The 17,957-nt window shown below is 37.6% G+C and carries 18 protein-coding genes; 9 read left to right on the top strand and 9 right to left on the bottom strand.

Features of this window, described 5'->3' with window-relative positions:
• Positions 1-367: 367 nt before the first annotated feature.
• Genes ACLNCV_RS01065 through ACLNCV_RS01050 form a run of 4 tightly spaced genes read left to right on the top strand, consistent with a single transcriptional unit; the run spans position 368 to position 4,560 of the window.
• The gene (locus ACLNCV_RS01065) at positions 368-1,231 is read left to right on the top strand and encodes an ATP-binding cassette domain-containing protein (RefSeq protein WP_020902118.1); all 864 of its coding nucleotides are present in this window, start codon (positions 368-370) and stop codon (positions 1,229-1,231) included.
• Between the two features lie 23 nt (positions 1,232-1,254).
• The gene (locus tag ACLNCV_RS01060; protein ID WP_020902117.1) at positions 1,255-1,947 is read left to right on the top strand and encodes a hypothetical protein; all 693 of its coding nucleotides are present in this window, start codon (positions 1,255-1,257) and stop codon (positions 1,945-1,947) included.
• An 11-nt stretch (positions 1,948-1,958) separates the two neighbouring features.
• Positions 1,959-2,537, top strand: coding sequence for a hypothetical protein (locus ACLNCV_RS01055; protein ID WP_261125868.1), 579 nt, complete (start codon positions 1,959-1,961; stop codon positions 2,535-2,537).
• On the top strand, positions 2,530-4,560 hold the full coding sequence (locus tag ACLNCV_RS01050) for an ATP-binding cassette domain-containing protein (protein WP_084887745.1): 2,031 nt from the start codon (positions 2,530-2,532) through the stop codon (positions 4,558-4,560). Before ACLNCV_RS01055 ends, ACLNCV_RS01050 begins: the two co-directional genes overlap by 8 nt.
• Positions 4,561-4,796: 236 nt before the next feature.
• On the opposite strand, the gene ACLNCV_RS01045 is transcribed toward ACLNCV_RS01050, so the two are convergent.
• From ACLNCV_RS01045 to ACLNCV_RS01025, 5 genes are all read right to left on the bottom strand, one after another.
• A complete protein-coding gene (locus tag ACLNCV_RS01045; RefSeq protein WP_247949422.1) occupies positions 4,797-5,861 on the bottom strand; it encodes a DUF6574 domain-containing protein in 1,065 nt (354 codons plus the stop codon).
• A gap of 62 nt (positions 5,862-5,923) precedes the next feature.
• Entirely contained in the window at positions 5,924-6,874 is a 951-nt protein-coding gene (locus ACLNCV_RS01040; RefSeq protein ID WP_424844787.1) for a DUF4097 family beta strand repeat-containing protein, read from the bottom strand.
• Entirely contained in the window at positions 6,867-7,460 is a 594-nt protein-coding gene (locus ACLNCV_RS01035) for a DUF1700 domain-containing protein (protein WP_000198700.1), read from the bottom strand. Before ACLNCV_RS01035 ends, ACLNCV_RS01040 begins: the two co-directional genes overlap by 8 nt.
• A complete protein-coding gene (locus ACLNCV_RS01030) occupies positions 7,447-7,773 on the bottom strand; it encodes a PadR family transcriptional regulator (RefSeq protein ID WP_000273858.1) in 327 nt (108 codons plus the stop codon). Before ACLNCV_RS01030 ends, ACLNCV_RS01035 begins: the two co-directional genes overlap by 14 nt.
• 138 nt (positions 7,774-7,911) lie before the next feature.
• Positions 7,912-9,078 carry a CynX/NimT family MFS transporter gene (locus ACLNCV_RS01025; RefSeq protein WP_049499175.1) on the bottom strand — a complete coding sequence of 389 codons (1,167 nt, stop codon included), beginning with the start codon at positions 9,076-9,078 and terminating at the stop codon, positions 7,912-7,914.
• Positions 9,079-9,232: 154 nt separating this feature from the next.
• Between ACLNCV_RS01025 and ACLNCV_RS01020 the strand changes: the two genes are divergently transcribed.
• Both ACLNCV_RS01020 and ACLNCV_RS01015 read left to right on the top strand, forming a co-directional pair.
• Complete coding sequence (locus ACLNCV_RS01020; protein WP_049502588.1) at positions 9,233-10,063, top strand: glycosyltransferase; 831 nt, start codon at positions 9,233-9,235, stop codon at positions 10,061-10,063.
• Between the two features lie 85 nt (positions 10,064-10,148).
• Entirely contained in the window at positions 10,149-11,999 is a 1,851-nt protein-coding gene (locus ACLNCV_RS01015; protein ID WP_001035713.1) for a polysaccharide biosynthesis protein, read from the top strand.
• Positions 12,000-12,108: 109 nt separating this feature from the next.
• Here the strand turns inward: ACLNCV_RS01015 and ACLNCV_RS01010 are convergent, their stop codons facing one another.
• Genes ACLNCV_RS01010 through sdaAB form a run of 3 tightly spaced genes read right to left on the bottom strand, consistent with a single transcriptional unit; the run spans position 12,109 to position 14,315 of the window.
• Complete coding sequence (locus ACLNCV_RS01010; protein WP_424844786.1) at positions 12,109-12,741, bottom strand: HAD hydrolase-like protein; 633 nt, start codon at positions 12,739-12,741, stop codon at positions 12,109-12,111.
• A gap of 21 nt (positions 12,742-12,762) precedes the next feature.
• A complete protein-coding gene (sdaAA, locus tag ACLNCV_RS01005; RefSeq protein ID WP_000500050.1) occupies positions 12,763-13,635 on the bottom strand; it encodes an L-serine ammonia-lyase, iron-sulfur-dependent, subunit alpha in 873 nt (290 codons plus the stop codon).
• 8 nt (positions 13,636-13,643) lie between these two features.
• Positions 13,644-14,315 carry an L-serine ammonia-lyase, iron-sulfur-dependent subunit beta gene (sdaAB, locus tag ACLNCV_RS01000; protein ID WP_000838909.1) on the bottom strand — a complete coding sequence of 224 codons (672 nt, stop codon included), beginning with the start codon at positions 14,313-14,315 and terminating at the stop codon, positions 13,644-13,646.
• A 239-nt stretch (positions 14,316-14,554) separates the two neighbouring features.
• Here sdaAB and ACLNCV_RS00995 point away from each other — a divergent pair, with 239 nt between their 5' ends.
• On the top strand, positions 14,555-15,202 hold the full coding sequence (locus tag ACLNCV_RS00995) for a LysM peptidoglycan-binding domain-containing protein (protein WP_424844785.1): 648 nt from the start codon (positions 14,555-14,557) through the stop codon (positions 15,200-15,202).
• 51 nt (positions 15,203-15,253) lie between these two features.
• Here ACLNCV_RS00995 and ACLNCV_RS00990 read toward each other — a convergent pair whose 3' ends face one another.
• Positions 15,254-16,117 (bottom strand): helix-turn-helix domain-containing protein, encoded by an 864-nt coding sequence (locus ACLNCV_RS00990; protein WP_424844784.1) that lies wholly within the window; start codon positions 16,115-16,117, stop codon positions 15,254-15,256.
• Between the two features lie 254 nt (positions 16,118-16,371).
• Here ACLNCV_RS00990 and ACLNCV_RS00985 point away from each other — a divergent pair, with 254 nt between their 5' ends.
• Positions 16,372-17,163: a hypothetical protein gene (locus tag ACLNCV_RS00985; RefSeq protein WP_261099559.1), complete on the top strand. Its 792-nt coding sequence runs from the start codon at positions 16,372-16,374 to the stop codon at positions 17,161-17,163.
• Positions 17,150-17,956 (top strand): hypothetical protein, encoded by an 807-nt coding sequence (locus ACLNCV_RS00980; protein ID WP_424844783.1) that lies wholly within the window; start codon positions 17,150-17,152, stop codon positions 17,954-17,956. Before ACLNCV_RS00985 ends, ACLNCV_RS00980 begins: the two co-directional genes overlap by 14 nt.
• Position 17,957: the final 1 nt, after the last annotated feature.

The following is a 17,957-nucleotide window of genomic DNA, read 5'->3' as shown; positions in this document are numbered from 1 at the left end:
TGTATTATAGGTCTTCGATATGGAGTAGGCATATTTTGTTGGGATTAAATAGGAGGATGAAGTAGTGAAAAAACTAAGTAACAAAAATAAACAGCACATTGTAGCAGGTCGCTTTTGTATTATAGGTCTTCGATATGGAGTAGGTATATTTTGTTGGGATTAAAAGGAGGGTTAAGTAATGAAAAAACTAAGTAATAAACATAAAAAACACATTGTGGCAGGTCAATTTTGTGCTGTTTCACCACTCGGTATTTATGGAATGCTCACAGGTATTGGGTTCTTCTGCTGGAGTTAACGTAATCTAAAAATCTCTGGCAGGGTTCATTCCTTGTCAGAGACTTTTTAATATAATGAACGGAGAGAAACTATGAATCGTGTGATTTTAAGTCTTAAAAATATTGATAAAACATATGGGAAAGAACAGGTTTTACATAATATTTCCTTTGATATTGAGCAAGGGGAAATATGTGGTCTTATCGGTGAAAATGGTGCAGGAAAGACAACCTTAATGAGAATTCTTCTAGGACTAATTCAAGCTGATAAGGGAGAAATTGAGAGTGTTTCGCAGCATAAGATTGGTAGTATTATCGAATCACCTGCCCTCTATCCAAACTTGACTGGACGTCAACACCTGCAATATTATAAAACAAGATTTGGTTTAAAGACAGATATCACAAAAATGTTGGAATTGGTTCACTTGCCGGAACCGTCATGGGATCGAAAAGTAAAAAACTATTCCCTTGGAATGAAGCAAAGACTATCGATAGCAATTGCGCTTTTGGATAATCCAGAGCTTATTATCTTAGATGAACCAGTGAATGGTTTAGATCCTCAAGGGATTTCAGATTTAAGAAAAATGATTTTGAATTTACGGGATCAGTTAGGAGTTACTTTTTTAATCTCGAGCCATATTCTGTCAGAATTGGAATTTATAACAGATAAGTATATCATCATGAAAAAAGGAAAGATTCTAAATGTGATGAGTTCAAAAGAGCTAGCAAATGATTTGTCAGAAAAGCTCTTCCTTAAGACGAGTAATAATCAGATTCTAAAAACGTTTTTAAAAGAAGAGGGCATTGTTCATTTTGAGCAGGATGACTATCTGGTTGTGCCAGAAAAGGAAAAATTAATGGCTATCTTGGAATATAGTGTCGTGTCAAATCTAGTGATACAGGATATTTATATTAAGAAAGAACGCTTTGAGGACTACTATTTGCATAATATTATCTGATGATTTAAGAAAGGAGGAGAGTCATGAATTCTCTTAAAGCAGATATGTATAAATTTTACTGGGAAAAAAGAGGAGTACTTCCTAGTTTGTTGATAGGATTATTGATTTTGTTATTCTCCTTATTTTTTAAGTCATCGAATGAAGATGAACCAGCATTTCGAGTATTGATTTCAAATGTGAGTGGTTTTATTCCTTTGCTTTTTATCTCTACTAATTTATTTTTCTGGGGGGAAGATTATAGTTTCCGTACGATTAACATTCTCCTCACAAAAGAAAAACAACGTTGGAAGTTATTTTTATATAAAACTTTGGGAGCCTTTTGTTTGTCTTTCCTATATGTAACTATTTTTTATAGTTTAACAGCCCTCGTCTATTTGGAGGGAGACTTGGTGTTGATTGTTTCGACATTTTTACATCAACTACCATACTATTTGGTTATTATCAGTATCTCATTATTAATTTTTCAAATATTTGATAAGGTTTATGAATCATGTATGATTTATATACTCTATATTTTACTGTTTGATAACCTATTGGTTTATGTCCTTCCAAACTCTGGTGAGAGTGTGAGAGACTATTTATTAATGACTTTAAATTTGAAAACTTCCCCTGGAGTAAGTCAATTTACCCTTACGAATGTAGGCTATCCTATATTGGTAAGTATAGCAGTGATTGTACTTGCGTTTGTTGTATTCAGTAAAAAAGAATTTAAGTAGGAGTACTAATGATGAAAAAAATAGGAATTGTAATTGGGCTGTTGTTACTGTTTGTAGTGGCTGGAATTTTATTAACCTTAAAACGAGGAGAGACGACAATCAGTGTAAAACAATCGTGGGCTCTTTCTTCTAAAAGTATTAAAACGTTAGAGTTTTATGGTTCAAAGCAAGCAATTGATGTTAAAGTTGTCAAGAGTGAATCAGATGAAACAAGTGTTCAAATAGAAGGAAAAGTTTCCGAAGAATCAGTGAATAACATAACTAAAAACGTTAAAATGAGTTCAGATAGTCTATATATTCCATTTTCACAACATGGCTTTAATTTGGCTTTGAGTTCACAAGGGAAAGACAAGTTATATGTAACCATTTCCTTAGGGAAAAATGCAACTTTCGAAAAAATTTTTGTAGATACTCTTGTTGGCGATGTATCTATTACAGTTCCTAAAGATTTTGATGGAATCTATACTTTGCATACAAATAATACAGGAGAAGTTTTAAAGGTTCCTACGACAAATCAAACTTCGAATAGCGTCATTGAAGTTGATGGTTATAGTAAGATAAGTGTTGAAAAAGGAGAAAATAATGGTTAGTCACTATAAACAAGCAACTTTGCTGGATTGTGGAATGGCTTGTGTAAAGACAATCATTTCTTACTATTTCCCAAAATTAGAACATTTAGATAGTCTACAATTTGATAACAATAACCACCAAGGACTGTCTTTGTTTGATATAGAAGATATACTAAAAAGCTATGGTATTGATGCGGATTCTTATCAAATTGAGACTCCTAGTTTGTTAAACAACGTATCATTTCCTTATTTACTAGTAGTAGAAAGAGCTAGCTTGCCTCATTATATCGTCGTGTTGGATGGAGACAGTAGTTCATTGATTGTTTCTGATCCTGCAAATGAGGAAATTGAGAAAATTTCAAGATTAGAACTTTTTAGTCAGAGTGTAGGAATTGTTTTAATTCCTCAAAAGAATGAGAATGTTAATTCAGAAGATAGAAAAGATATTGTTACGATAAGCTATGCAGATAAGTTATATCATAGATTTCTAGCTTCACTTGGTTGGAAGAGAAAATTGGCAATCTTTTTCTTGGGATTAGCTAAAATTAGTTTACCTATTGCTATTGCTTTTTTACTACAAATAACAATGTCTGGTCTACTTAACATTCAGTTTAGTATTCAACTATTTACCCTAGCTTCAATAATATTAGCTTCATATTTGTATTGGCAGTTCTCTATATTAGAAACGAGATTAAAAGGAAAGATTGAGAATAATTTTTTAAATGATATTCTGTCCTCTTTTTATAAGAACCAATTAAATGATTTTTCTTTAACTAAAAATTATGAGTATGTGAGTAGTTATTTTTGGAATTTATTGTTATCAGCAACAGGTATTATGCAAAAATTTTACTTAAAGGTACAGCTTTTAGTGTTTTGTTTGCTACTGTTATTGCTATTAAAATTGAATATTATTATTTTCGCAGTTACATGCGTATCTATAGCTATTCTTGGTTTATATGTCAATTTTGAAATACGAAAAGTTGTAAAAAATCAGCGAGAATTTATTGCTAATAGTTCTAACTTTAGTTCTCTGGTAGAAAATACAATTTATGGTTTGCAAGATATTATAAGTTTCCAAAAATCTAGCGACTTCATCAAAGAATTTGATGAAAGACTCAATGAACTATTGGGAACGAAACTAGATAGTACACATATTACCAATAGATTATTAGCTTCTACGCAGATATTTATTGGTTTAACTGGTTCATTTTTGCTTGCTACTGTAAATATTATTAGAGATTACGCACATATATCGGAGTATACAAATAGTATTTTGATTTTATTACTGTTATCCAGCATTTTAAATTCTTTAATTACATCTTGGGTAGCATTGAAAAAAAGTCAATATTCCTTTGAGTTTATTGGACTAGAGGAAGTAGGGATGGAAAGTAATCTTGCTACCATTCCAGTATCTAAAATTGAACAATTGTCATGCCGGAATTTATGTAAAAAATGGGATGAAAGATTGGTGTTTACTAAATTAAATTTTGAGTTCAATAGTGGTGAATTAACCGTTATTACAGGCGGGAATGGAACTGGGAAATCATCTCTTTTGAATATTATTCAGGGATTATCTTCTCCAACAGAGGGTGATATTGTACTGAATGGAATGGAAAGTTTTTCTACTTTAGAGGAGACTAATATTTTAGATTATTTAAGCGTGTATTCATCTGAATTTCATGTATTCCCTGGAAGTGTTTCAAAAAATATTAATTTCACTCTATTTAATAAGGAAAACTATGAATCAAATAATCTTGATAGTCTGAATCTCAATATAGCTCTAAGTCATCAGATTGATGGGAAAGCCACCAATATTTCGCAAGGTCAGAAACAAAAAATTCTACTCATGAGGAGTTTATCGCAAGAAAAGGACATCTATCTATTTGATGAGCCTACAGGAAATTTGGACAGAAACTCAACTGAATTATTTCTAAATGAGGTTGAGAAATTAGTGAACGAGGAAAAGATTGTTATTGTCGTGACTCATGATAAGGATGTTATTGCTAGAGCAGGTAAAGTTATTAATATGGACGAATTTCATTAAAAGTTAATAAATGGAGATTGGTGGTTTCTAATCTTAATTTTACATATAACTAGTTTGCATAATATTTGGAATAACGAACTTCATAGCAACGTTATCATACTACTGAACTCTAGGAATAAAACCCATCCTAGGACAAAGATTTTAAAGCATTAGCACAAGAAGAGTAAATCAGAAGCAGGTCAATCGACTTGCTTTTTGGTATAGAAAAATCCTGCCATGGATGACAGGATTGAATCTTAAAGAAAGGCTAAGATACGAAGATAATCTCCAATCAGTGCCACTTCAGCTACAAAGAAGAGGAGGATAATGACTCCGTTCACAAGGACAGACAAGAATAATTGATAGAAGGAGTCGGTTTCACTTGCTTGACTTGGCCTTGTAATGATATGGAGACTAGCAAGCAGAATGATTCCAATGCTAATCACACACAAGAGGGCTGTAAATCGCAGGCTATCAAAGAAGGCAAAGAAACTAGCAATAGCAGTGAGGAAGATTGGAATTGCCAAGAGTTGACTATATTGTTGGAGAACCTTTTCTAGCGTCCAGTCCTTTTCTTGGTAGATAAATCGTCTCACGACGAAACTACCCAAGAGGAATGAAAAGAAGAAGAGTGTTGTTGCTACTAGGATAGAGATAATCGAAAAGAGATTCAATGAAGCAAATTGTTCAGGGAAGTGATTATGCATAGTTGCTATATGTCCATAGTAAGCATGTTTGATGTGGTAGATACTAAAGAAAAAGGAAGATGCAGAAAACAGAATGAGCAAGAGAAAGGCTGTGTAACTGTGTGTGCTACTTGTTTCAAGCTTGCTTGTAGGAGATTTGAGAGCCTCCACTAGCCAAGACCAAAAATCAAGCACTTGCTCTTTCCATTTATCCGTAGATTTTGGAGCTTGGTCGGGGATATAGGGACTTTCTAAGGATTGACTGAGAAGAAGGGGCTCTTTCGTGGTTGGTTTTTGCTGAGGAAGTGCTTCTTGGTTCTCTTCAGCTTTAGTGACTTTTTCTGTTTCTTTAGAAAAATCTTGCTCTTCTTCAGTAGAATCTAATGCTTTCTTTTCTTCTATTTCTGTTCTCGCTTCACTGTCTTCAGGCGTTTCAATTGTCTCTTCTTGCTGGCTTTCCAGTTCGACTTCGGCTTGAGAGACGTCCTCCTCTACTTGAGTATTTTTTTCAATTGGTGTATCGAGATTGGCTATCGTTTCTTCAGCCTTGTCTGCAACCTCTTGAGTTTGCTCTTCAGGTTTGTTCTTGCTTGTTGCTTTTACAAAATCATTACTTTCAAACCATTCTTGTTTCATGGTAGAACCTCCTTTTTAGTTAGATAAATATGCTTTCATAGTAGCAAATGTAAGCGCTTTTGTCAACGATTTCTAGAAGAAGACTCGTGTTCCTCTGATTTGAGTAGATAGATATCCTGGTCTGCTCTGGCGATGAGTTGATCTTTTGCATCTGCTTTTTCTGTCTTATAAGGATTGCTTAATCGTTCATCTTTGTTTTCTTCGTTTTTAAACGAACGCCTTCCTTCTCTTAAAAAATGAAGAATAGAACCATGTTTTGTTGAAAGATCTAAGTTGATTCTTTGTTTTTCTTCTTTGGAAAGTAGCAGATTTAGGTTTGTTTTTGCTACCAATTCCACCTTACCATGTACTTGGATTTTTTCAGCGTGGAAGTGATTCTCTGTTGACTCTAGCTGACTATCTGTAAGGTCTGTATCAAAGATATTAATGATATTAGGGGTTGTGAGTTTACTGTTTTTGATACGACTTCCTTCAATTCGGAGGAGATAGCCATTATTGGTATTGATGGTCGCATTTTCAAGACTAGCATTAGTGATACTAGTTTGTCCACGATTGGCTGACACGTTGATTCCTTTTAGAGTTCTCCCTTTTGGAAGTTGGAGAATAACTTCTTCAAAACGACGAGAGTAGCTACTTGCGATATGGAGAATCCCGCCAATTCCAGAAGAGAGAAATGGACTTTCAGACAGTTTCTTATCAGTGAGGCTCAGCGTTTTATCGTTTTGATTTGTGATAAGATCATGGTTAGCAGAAATAGATGGATGGTAAGAAATGTGGATTTGATCATCGAAAGAGTCTGTGATGGTCAGCGCGTGTTGGTGGAGAGTAATTTCTAGGTTTTCGACTTCCTTGCCAAAGGTTAGCTCTTCCGTACGGCTATCATAGACAGGTTCTTTGGACATGGCAAGTAGGCTCTTAATTCCGTCAGATTGGATGCCTACAAAGAGCAGGACAAAGCCGATAACGGTAGTCACAACACCAAAAATGAGAAATCCTTTTGTCCATTTACGCATGCTGGTCACCTCTCTTTCCTTTTTTAAGAACAAATTGCACCAGGCGAACAATGAGTAGACCGAAGAAGCGAGCTACATAGGAAATACCTAATAAAACCAGCGAAGAAGCACCGATAGCTAGTAAACCAGAACCGAAAATCAAGATAAAGGCTGATTTAGCTTGGGCTAGGACAGTAAAACTTTCAACTAAAAATAGGAATCCGCCGATGATACCAAGTATGGAAACTGCAAAGAAAGCCAGAATGACAGTCAAAGCAGCAACAAGGATTGCGAACAGGGACACGAGGATGGCGATTCCCAGAGGAATACCGATGGGTGCTGCAAGCAAAGCTAACAAGGCGATATGCAAAATTTGTCGGTTATTCTTTTGAGCAGGCGCTTCATTGATTTTTTTATCTAGAAGATTTGATAGAACTTCGTGGGCTGCTTCCTTAGGAGTTCCCAAGCTAGCGATGAGTTCTTCTTCTCCCTCGACTCCAGCATCGTCAAAGAGTTCTCTGAAATAGTCCATGGCTTCAATTTGGTCAGCCTGAGGCAGTTTTTTGAGATAAAGTTCTAGCTGAGTCAGGTATTCAGTTCTTGTCATGGCGGATACTCCCTTCTATGATGCCATTGATGGTGTCTGTATAAAGTGCCCATTCATCTTTTAGGGTCACGAGCTGTTCTATACCACCATTTGTCAAGGAGTAGTATTTGCGCATGCGACCTTGGAACTCTCTAGAATAGGTTGTCAGAAAGCTATTGCCCTCCAATTTTTTGAGAATGGGATAGAGTGTAGATTCTTTGATATTAGCGATCAGCTTAATGGTTTGGCTAATCTCATAACCATAAGAATCATCCTGCTCCAGTACAGCCAAGATGAGAAATTCAATCAAGGCAGAGGATGTTGGAAAGTACATGGGGAACCTCCTTTTCTAATGTGTAAGATTTTTATATATAATTTTTCTACACATACATTGTACATCTAAATGAAAGCCCTGTCAAGAGAAATGTGTAAAATTTTTATATATAAAAAACTTCTAGCCAAAACTAGAAGTTTAGAGGATTTTATCAGCTCTGTCCACTGTAAAGAGGGCCACAGTCATCAGGATATCGACGAGTAAGAGGGCAGCTACAGCTGGTACCCAAGAGTGGAAAAGGTCAAAACTGTAACCAAAGAGGGTTGGTCCAAAGGCTGCTAGGATATAGCCTCCTGTTTGAGATAGACCGGACAATTGGGCCGTCTTTTCAGGAGCGCTTGTCTTGAGTGAAAAATTGACCATGAGATAAGGGAAGAGGGCACTGGTTGCGGTTCCGATGAGGAGATGGATGGCAAGCCAGTAAAAGAAATTACCGATTGGGAAAAAGAGCATGGAAATACCGACCACACCAGCTAGTGAAACCAGAGTGAGCATGAGCTGACGGTTACGAGTAGATAAACTGGTTGTCAGGCTTGGGATGGTCATTGAAAAAGGAATGCTAATCAGGGAGAAGATAGAGGTCAGCAAGCCAGCTTCGTGACTGGATAGGCCTGCATGGATGGCCATGGTAGGTAGCCAGGTCATAGCGGTGTAAAAGAGTAAGGATTGAAAACCTGCAAAGACAATCACTGCCCAGACCTGTTTATTACGCATGACCTTTGCTTTGCTTTTTTGTTTGGTTTGTGGAGCTAGTCTGTGATTATAGCGGTGATTTGGGAGCCAGACCAAAAAAGTTGCTAGACAGAGCAGGGTGAGGAGGATGATAAGTCCTTTCCAAGAACTGGCTTGTGTAATAGGCACGGCTAGATAGGAAGCCAGAGCCGTCGCAATCCCCATAGAGGTTACATATAAGGTGGTCAGAAAACCAATCTTCTTTGGTTGATTGGCTTGGATGAGACTAGGAAGCAGCACATTGATGACTGCGATACTTGCCCCAACCATCAAGGTTCCTAGATAGAGCAGGGGCAGATTGATTAGTCGAATGAGAGAACCGATGGTCAAGAAGAAAAGGCTGTAGGTGAAGAGATGCTCCAAGCCGATTTTTTGAGCCAGTCGGGTAGAAAAGAGTGAGAAGAGGGTAAACATGAGGAGGGGAAGGCTGGTCAAGACACCAAGCGAACTAACTTCTACTCCCAACCCTTGCGAAATATCTCCCAAAATAATGGGTAAAACAGTAAAAGGAGTCCGCAAGGAAACACCAATCAGGATAATACCTGGAACAAAAAAGAGTGATTGCTTTTTCATATAATACCTCTTCTAGCTGATTTTAATAACAGCTTATTTTAAGGCTTTTTCCCTATAATGTCAAGTAAGGTTTTGGGCTTTCAAGATAAAAATGGGAAAGTCTTGAAAATTATGATAAAATAGTGGAAGGAAATCTATACATTGGAGAAAAACTGTGTCTGAAAAGCAAAAAATCAGCGTATTGATGTCGGTCTATATCAAGGAAAATCCGACATTTTTAAAGGATGCTATTGAGAGTGTTCAAAATCAGACTCTGAAACCGAGCGAATTGGTTCTGGTTGAGGATGGGCCTTTGACACCTGAGCTCTATCAGGTATTAAACCAAGTGGAAGCCCAGTCTGAAATTCCAGTGAAACGCTATCCTCTTGAGCAGAATCAAGGTTTGGGTCTGGCTCTTCGACAGGGTGTTTTGCAGTGTCAGTATGATATTATTGCCCGTATGGATACGGATGATATAGCAGTTCCAGACCGTTTTGAGAAACAGGTTCAGCTAATGGAGAAGGACAAGCTCGACCTATTAGGTGGACATATTGCAGAATTTATTGACAATCCTGATGAGATTGTTTCTTACCGTCGTGTTCCAACCCAGCATGCAGAGATTGTGGCTTATCAAAGGATGAGAAGTGCCTTTAACCACATGACTGTCATGTTCAAGAAGGACATGGTTCTCAAGGCAGGCAACTATGAGGATGGCCTTTATATGGAGGATGACCTCCTCTGGCTCAACATGATTGCTGCAGGAGCCAAGACTGGAAATCTGGATCAAATCTTGTGTAAGGTTCGTGTTGGAGCAGGAATGTTTGAGCGTCGTGGGGGACTGCGTTACCTCAAACTCTATCGTCAAGCTCGTCAGCGCATGCTGAAGAGAGGGCAAATTTCTTACCTGGAGTACGCCAAGAGTGTTGCCATTCAGATGATTGTTGCCCTTTGTCCTGGATTTGTCCGACAGTTTATTTTTATGAAACTGTTACGAAAAAGCAAGTAAAAGATTGTAGCAAATCGTAAACTAGAGAAAAAGTGTTATAATAACAATATAACTATTCAGCTCTTTTAAGGAGGAGTAAATTTCTATGAATAAAAAACTCACAGATTATGTGATTGATCTGGTGGAAATTTTAAATAAACAACAAAAACAGGTTTTCTGGGGAATATTTGATATTTTGAGTATGGTGGTTTCCATCATTGTATCTTATATTTTATTCTACGGATTGATTAATCCAGCACCTGTTGACTACATCATCTATACGAGTTTGGCTTTCCTGTTCTATCAATTGATGATTGGATTTTGGGGGCTGAACGCTAGTATTAGTCGTTACAGCAAGATTACGGATTTCATGAAAATCTTTTTTGGTGTGACTGCTAGCAGTATCTTGTCATATAGTATCTGCTATGCTTTCTTGCCACTTTTTTCAATCCGTTTCATCATTCTCTTTATCTTGTTGAGTACTTTCTTGATTTTATTGCCACGGATTACTTGGCAGTTAATCTACTCTAAACGCAAAAAGGGAAGTGGTGATGGAGAACACCGTCGGACCTTCTTGATTGGTGCCGGTGATGGTGGAGCCCTCTTTATGGATAGTTACCAACATCCAACTAGTGAATTAGAACTTGTCGGTATTTTGGACAAGGATTCTAAGAAAAAGGGCCAAAAACTTGGTGGAATCCCTGTTTTGGGTTCATATGATGATCTGCCTGAATTAGCCAAACGCCATCAAATCGAGCGTGTTATCGTTGCGATTCCGTCGCTTGACCCGTCAGAATATGAACGTATCTTGCAGATGTGTAATAAGCTGGGAGTCAAATGTTACAAGATGCCTAAGGTTGAAACGGTTGTTCAAGGACTTCACCAAGCAGGTACTGGCTTCCAAAAAATTGATATTACGGACCTTTTGGGACGTCAGGAAATTCGTCTTGATGAATCGCGTCTGGGCGCAGAACTGACAGGTAAGACAATCTTGGTTACAGGTGCTGGTGGCTCAATCGGTTCTGAAATCTGTCGCCAAGTTAGTCGCTTCAATCCTGAACGCATCGTCTTGCTCGGTCATGGGGAAAACTCAATCTACCTTGTTTATCATGAATTGATTCGCAAGTTCCAAGGGATTGATTATGTACCGGTTATTGCCGATATTCAAGACTATGACCGTCTCTTGCAAGTCTTTGAACAGTACAAGCCAGCTATTGTTTATCATGCGGCTGCTCACAAGCACGTTCCTATGATGGAGCGCAATCCAAAAGAAGCCTTCAAAAATAATATTCGTGGAACTTACAATGTTGCTAAGGCTGTTGATGAAGCCAAAGTACCTAAGATGGTTATGATTTCGACAGATAAGGCGGTTAATCCACCAAATGTTATGGGAGCAACCAAGCGCGTGGCTGAGTTGATTGTCACTGGCTTTAACCAACGTAGCCAATCAACCTACTGTGCAGTTCGTTTTGGGAATGTTCTTGGTAGCCGTGGTAGTGTCATTCCAGTCTTTGAACGTCAAATTGCTGAAGGCGGGCCTGTAACGGTCACAGATTTCCGCATGACCCGTTACTTTATGACCATTCCAGAAGCTAGCCGTTTGGTTATTCACGCTGGTGCTTATGCCAAGGATGGGGAAGTCTTTATCCTTGATATGGGCAAACCAGTCAAGATTTATGACTTGGCCAAGAAAATGGTCCTTCTAAGTGGACACACCGAAAGCGAAATTCCAATTGTTGAAGTTGGAATCCGCCCAGGCGAAAAACTTTACGAAGAACTCTTGGTATCAACAGAACTTGTTGATAATCAGGTTATGGATAAGATTTTCGTTGGTAAGGTTAATGTCATGCCTCTAGAAGCTATCGACCAAAAAATTGAAGAGTTCCGAACTCTCAGTGGAGATGAATTGAAGCAAGCCATTATCGCCTTTGCCAATCAAACCACCCACGTTGAATAAAAACAGAAAAACGCATATTATCAGTTCTGAAGAATCTTGGTAATATGCGTTTTGTTATGTAGAAACTTGCTCCATTTTCTTCTGAAATGGGGTTGTCGCCCAGTCTATGTTATTGAAAATAGGCCAAAACTTCTATGGGTTTGTGAGCGATATAATCAGGCTGATAGTTTAGCAAATCTGCTTGCTCCCCAAATCCCCAAGTGACGGCTAATTTCTGAATGCCTGTTTCTTGAGCACCCAGCATATCAAACTTGGTATCTCCGATGATGATAGCTTGTTCTGGGGCTAGTTGATGTGTCTGCAAGGTTTGGCGAATGACATCTGCCTTATGGGGTGCTTCAGGGCTTGAACCATAAATGCCATCAAAGAAATGATAGATTCCCAAGTTTTTAGTCATGTCTTGAGCGGTTGGAGTATTCTTTGTAGTGGTGATATAAAGAGGGTAATTGCTCGATAACTTCTCAAGCAAGTCTACGACCTGAGGAAAGAGTTGAGCTTCATGGATGCCTTTTGCCTTATAGTAAGAACGGTATATCTGGACAGCCTCAGAAATTTGGTCTTTGGGAAGGCAGGTCGCAAAACTACTTTCGAGGGGCGGTCCCATAAAACTAAGAATGGTTTTGGCATCAGGGCTAGGCACCCCTAGCTCTTTAAAGGTATGGGTAAAGGCATTGTGAATCCCGATAGAACTGTCAACGAGGGTTCCATCTAGATCGAAAAAGATAGCTGTGATAGAGGTCATGGTTTCTCCTATTTGATAAGCTTATTCTCCGAAAATTTCTTTTTGGAGGCGACGACCAGTAGGGGTGGCAGCGAGTCCACCTTCAGCTGTTTCACGAAAGGCAGTTGGCATGCTTGCTCCTACTTGGTACATGGCATCGATAACTTCATCCACAGGAATTTTAGATTCGATACCTGCCAAGGCCATGTCTGCTGCGATGAAGGCAAAGCTAGCTCCCATGGCATTACGTTTAACACAGGGAACTTCAACCAAGCCGGCAACAGGGTCACAAATGAGGCCCAGCATATTTTTAATAACAAAGGCAATGGCCTGACTGGCTTGATAAGGTGTCCCACCAGCAGCCAGAGTCAAGGCGGCAGCACTCATAGCAGAGGCAGAGCCGACTTCGGCTTGACAGCCACCCTCAGCACCTGAGATAGAAGCGTTGTTTGCGATGACTAGTCCAAAGGCACCTGCAGCAAAGAGGAAATCCAGCTGTTGCTCGTGGCTGAGGTCTAATTTTTCAATAGCAGCAGTGAGAACCGAGGGCAGACAGCCGGCACTTCCTGCTGTCGGAGTGGCACATACCAAGCCCATTTTAGCATTGTGTTCATTGACTGCGATGGCATTTCGGGCAGCCGAGAGAATCGTGTAATCTGACAAGGTTTTTCCGTTTTTGATGTAGTGGTCCAATTTGGCAGCATCTCCACCTGTCAGGCCACTACGAGATTTATTTTCATTGAGGCCAAGTTGGACAGAGGCTTTCATGACTTCCAGATTGCGTTCCATGAGAAGGAAGACTTCTTCACGTTCGCGACCGGTCAATTCAAACTCTGTTGTAATCATGAGTTCTGCGACATTTCCTTGAAAGTCCAGTTCTGCCTGCTCGACCAATTCTTTGATAGAATAAAACATGCTTCCTCCTATTTAAAGAAATTGACATTGTGGAGATGAGGGATTTTTCGAATTTCTTCGATAGCCTCATCACAGTTGCGACTGTCAACTTCGATAATCATAATAGCTTTTTCACCAGCTTTTTCACGAGTAACATTCATCTGGGCGATATTGATATCATAGCGGGAAAGGGCCTCTGTTACGAGGGCAATCATACCTGGAATATCTTGATGAACAATGATGATAGTCGGTGTATTCATATTGAGAGAGACGGCAAAGCCATTGAGTTCGGTTACCTGAATATTTCCTCCCCCGATAGAAATACCAGTCACGCTAATGGTCTTATGAGCATTTTTAACGGTAATTTTAGTGGTGTTTGGGTGAGGGGCATTGCTGTCTTTCTGAATGGTCCAGACAATCTTGATGCCACGCTTGTGGGCAATTTCCAGGCTGTTTGGGATTTCAGGATCATCTGTATCCATGCCCAAAATACCTGCAACAAGGGCTAGGTCTGTTCCGTGACCACGATAGGTCTTGGCAAATGAGTTAAATAGTTGGAATTCGACTTCTGTCGGAGTATCATCAAAAATGGAAGAGACAATCTTCCCAATACGAACAGCACCAGCTGTATGGCTACTAGATGGGCCAATCATAACTGGTCCGATGATATCAAAGACAGATTGAAAACGAAGTGATTTCATCAGTTTCCCCTTATAAAAATTCTTATCTCTATTATATCAAAGAATGAAGGTCTTGGCTTTAATTGTGGATGAAAACCTTTTTACACTACAAATAGCATAAAAAAGCATCTTTTGTAACAAAAAATAGCTTATTTAGGGAAATAAAAAATAATTTTGTAATATTTCTACATAAAAGTGTCAAGAAACGGTAATATTTAAAGGGTATGATAGAACTATAGAAAGAAGGAGAATTTTCAAATATGAAATCAACAACTAAAAAGATTAAAACAACTCTTGCAGGAGTAGCTGCCTTGTTTGCAGTATTTGCTCCATCATTTGTATCTGCTCAAGAATCATCAACTTACACTGTTAAAGAAGGTGATACACTTTCAGAAATCGCTGAAACTCACAACACAACTGTTGAGAAATTGGCAGAAAACAACCACATCGACAACGTTCATTTGATTTATGTTGGTCAAGAGTTGGTTATTGATGGCCCTGTAGCGCCTGCTGCAACACCAGCGCCAACTACTTATGCAGCACCAGCTGCTCAAGATGAAACTGTTTCAGCTCCAGTAGCAGAAACTACAGAAGTAGCAGAAGAAGCTCCAGTGGCAAGCGCACCTGCAGCAGAAGAAACTGTTGCTACAGCAGAAACTTCAGCACCAGCTGCAACTGTAAGCGGATCTGAAGCAGAAGCTAAAGAATGGATTGCACAAAAAGAATCAGGTGGTAGCTATACAGCTACAAACGGTCAATACATTGGACGTTACCAATTGACAGATTCATACTTGAACGGTGACTACTCAGCTGAAAACCAAGAGCGTGTAGCAGATGCTTACGTTACAGGACGTTACGGTTCATGGTCAGCCGCTAAAAACTTCTGGCTTAACAACGGCTGGTATTAAGAAATAACGAACAGAATAATATGAAAAGGTCGAGGAAATCCCTCGACTTTTTTATATTTCTTTAGGTTGATAATAGGTCTCCACTTCTTTTTTGAGGTAGGCCAGCATAGAAGTTTCCTCGGTCAGCTCCAGAAGGGAGAACCCTTTTTGGATAAATTTAGCATCATTCCTACAAATCCCAATACGGACATAGCAGATAGCAAGCATATCGTAGCTTTTCTTGTTCTTGGCATCCTCCAATAAAGTGTAGCAGATTTGTTGACACATGTTTTTGTCTTGATGGTATAAGTAAATGGTGGAAAGATTGAGTAGGATTGTCATTCGCAAGTCATGTAAATGTTGATAGTTTTTATAGACTTCTAAGCGTTGCAAGATTTTTTCAGTGATGAGATGGAGGTGTTCAATAGGAAAGCTGAAAAGGATGGTATTGAGGATTTTTAGGTCGCTTTCATACCATGTATCTTGTTTTTCAATTTTTTCCCAAAGTTTTTTGACAGTTTGTTTCACTTGGTCTGACAGTTGCTCTGTACCATGTTGACGAATATGAATGACAACTTCAAGCATATCCCTGATTTCTTCTATAGGCAGGTCGTGATGGGTCTTGAGATAGTTTTGGCATGTTTCAAAAAAATGAACTAGACCACTGCCACCAATGATGGAATTCATATTGAGATAAGTTTGCATGATTTCTGTCCGTTGGCTCGGCTGATAGAGATGGCAGATGTAGTCAAACTCTTCAAAACTCATATTCATTTGCCGGAGAAGAAAATCCATATTTTCATATTTAGGAGTTGCCTTACCACTTTCAATCTTTGATAGGCTAGTTCTTGAAAGAACATTTCCACAGACCTCTTCTTGGGTCAATCCTTTTGACTCTCGTATTTCTTTATAGACCTTTCCAAAATCATAACGCATGATTGACTCCTTTTCGTGAAAAAAGTTAACAAAGAATAAAATCCTATTAAAAATATTGTATCATAGTAATATAAAAAGTAAAGATGCAGAAGGATCTAATCTTAGATTGGGTGGATGGACAGGGTTCGCAACATATGTTAAAGTTCAAACCAGCGGTTCATGGAGTTCTGATGAGTATTAAGAGCTAGAATATAGGTTTGTATATTTGGGGGTGAGAATGTTCGCTCATCCCATTTGTTTTATAGGAGAGAAGTATGGATTACAAGGTCAGTATTTTTTTAAAAGGGATGAAAAATAAGCAATTCTTTTTAGCAATATTAATTATTTTAACTTCTATGATATTTTCTGTAAGTGCATTTATTGAAGAGGGGACGGAGTATTTTTTTAATCATGATTATATTGTGGCATTTTTACAAGGTTATAATGGTGATAGGTCGTTGTTAATAGTTTTGGCACCTCTTATTGCAACAATTCCTTTTGCGTCACAGCATATCGAAAATAGAAAAAGTGGAACAATGAAATATATTGTATCAAGGATGGGATATAGACAGTATTTTAATTCTATTTTTATAATCAATGGATTCATATCATTTACAACATTTATTTTTGGAATGTTATTATTCTTGATAATGTCAATTTTATTTTTTAATAGAAGTATAAATATGGATGCTTATTATGCAATAACAAAAGTTTCTATTTATGAATCAGCAGCGAGGACATCTCCGTTATTTTATGTAGGAATAATCATTTTACATTGTTCCTTTGTTGGCGTTGCATATAGTAGTGTTGGATTGGCGATGTCATATTTTATTAAGAGCAAATTTGTTGCATGGTTATCCCCATTTATTTTAACAACAATAGGATCATTGTTTGCTATGTTTCTAGATCTTACTAAAATTGAACCAATGGCAATTTTTGATGTTTCAAGAGTAAAAGGAATAAGCGTAATATTTGTTTTTGTATACTTAATCCTTATAGTAGTAATATCATATTGGATGTCGTATAAAAAATTTAAAAGGGATATAGAAACTGATGAAGAAATTTAAAGAATTAAAAAATAAAGAAGATTTTTATATAGGTTTTATATATTTATTAGTGGCTTTTGCTATATTAGCAAATTTTAGTCAGCTGATAGTATTGAAATATAAATTTGGGAATTTTCATTTTGGTGAGCTGATCCTTATTATGTTTAATGATTCCTATACTGGATATTTCGCATTTCCGTTTTTATTAGCTTTCATAATGATGCTAAAAAGCCCAGTTGAACAAAATATATTTTTTGTACTAAGTAGGTATTCAAGTAGAAATGATTTTTATAGAAATAAGCATTTTAAAATTTTGAAAAGTGTGATTTATTATGTGGTTAGTATTTGTATATTTTCCACTATAGTAGGAATAGGAGATTCTAACTTTGGCATTGGCATTTCAACAGCCACAAAAAAATTTTCAGAAACGTATTTATTTGGAAATTTTGAAACGAATATCGTAATTTATGAGATAGGAAAGATAATAATTTTACAAGGATTGTTGCTATATTTCTTTTCCCTGCTCCATGCACTTTTAACACAGTTTAGAATATCACAATCGTTAGTATTTGTTATCTATACGGGCACTTTGGTTATAATGGCAGGTTCAACATTGGGCTTTTTAGGAGAACATCTGAGACCATTTTCATTGTTTTCTATTTCTGGTTCAGTATATGGTTACGGTATAAATTTCATTGGTAGATGTGGGATATTGGTATTTGTTGATGCAATGTTGCTTCTATTAAATTTTAAAATATTTGAAAATAAAGATGTTACATTACCTAAAGGAAGTAAGCAGTATCAAAATGAGTAAG

Origin of the sequence: Streptococcus sp. CL5.50 (assembly GCF_049738015.1) — a bacterium.
Classification (GTDB): Bacteria; Bacillota; Bacilli; order Lactobacillales; family Streptococcaceae; genus Streptococcus; species Streptococcus mitis_CA.
This window is presented reverse-complemented; position numbering and strand designations above follow the sequence as displayed.

Coding starts and splice junctions, on each gene's coding strand:
- ACLNCV_RS00990 (WP_424844784.1), bottom strand. CDS start 16,117: ATGCGTTATGATTTTGGAAAGGTCTATAAAGAAATACGAGAGTCAAAA.
- ACLNCV_RS01035 (WP_000198700.1), bottom strand. CDS start 7,460: ATGACAAGAACTGAATACCTGACTCAGCTAGAACTTTATCTCAAAAAA.
- ACLNCV_RS01055 (WP_261125868.1), top strand. CDS start 1,959: ATGAAAAAAATAGGAATTGTAATTGGGCTGTTGTTACTGTTTGTAGTG.
- ACLNCV_RS01025 (WP_049499175.1), bottom strand. CDS start 9,078: ATGAAAAAGCAATCACTCTTTTTTGTTCCAGGTATTATCCTGATTGGT.
- ACLNCV_RS01065 (WP_020902118.1), top strand. CDS start 368: ATGAATCGTGTGATTTTAAGTCTTAAAAATATTGATAAAACATATGGG.
- ACLNCV_RS01045 (WP_247949422.1), bottom strand. CDS start 5,861: ATGAAACAAGAATGGTTTGAAAGTAATGATTTTGTAAAAGCAACAAGC.
- ACLNCV_RS01040 (WP_424844787.1), bottom strand. CDS start 6,874: ATGCGTAAATGGACAAAAGGATTTCTCATTTTTGGTGTTGTGACTACC.
- ACLNCV_RS00985 (WP_261099559.1), top strand. CDS start 16,372: ATGGATTACAAGGTCAGTATTTTTTTAAAAGGGATGAAAAATAAGCAA.
- ACLNCV_RS01015 (WP_001035713.1), top strand. CDS start 10,149: ATGAATAAAAAACTCACAGATTATGTGATTGATCTGGTGGAAATTTTA.
- sdaAB (WP_000838909.1), bottom strand. CDS start 14,315: ATGAAATCACTTCGTTTTCAATCTGTCTTTGATATCATCGGACCAGTT.
- ACLNCV_RS00995 (WP_424844785.1), top strand. CDS start 14,555: ATGAAATCAACAACTAAAAAGATTAAAACAACTCTTGCAGGAGTAGCT.
- ACLNCV_RS01060 (WP_020902117.1), top strand. CDS start 1,255: ATGAATTCTCTTAAAGCAGATATGTATAAATTTTACTGGGAAAAAAGA.
- sdaAA (WP_000500050.1), bottom strand. CDS start 13,635: ATGTTTTATTCTATCAAAGAATTGGTCGAGCAGGCAGAACTGGACTTT.
- ACLNCV_RS01030 (WP_000273858.1), bottom strand. CDS start 7,773: ATGTACTTTCCAACATCCTCTGCCTTGATTGAATTTCTCATCTTGGCT.
- ACLNCV_RS00980 (WP_424844783.1), top strand. CDS start 17,150: ATGAAGAAATTTAAAGAATTAAAAAATAAAGAAGATTTTTATATAGGT.
- ACLNCV_RS01010 (WP_424844786.1), bottom strand. CDS start 12,741: ATGACCTCTATCACAGCTATCTTTTTCGATCTAGATGGAACCCTCGTT.
- ACLNCV_RS01050 (WP_084887745.1), top strand. CDS start 2,530: ATGGTTAGTCACTATAAACAAGCAACTTTGCTGGATTGTGGAATGGCT.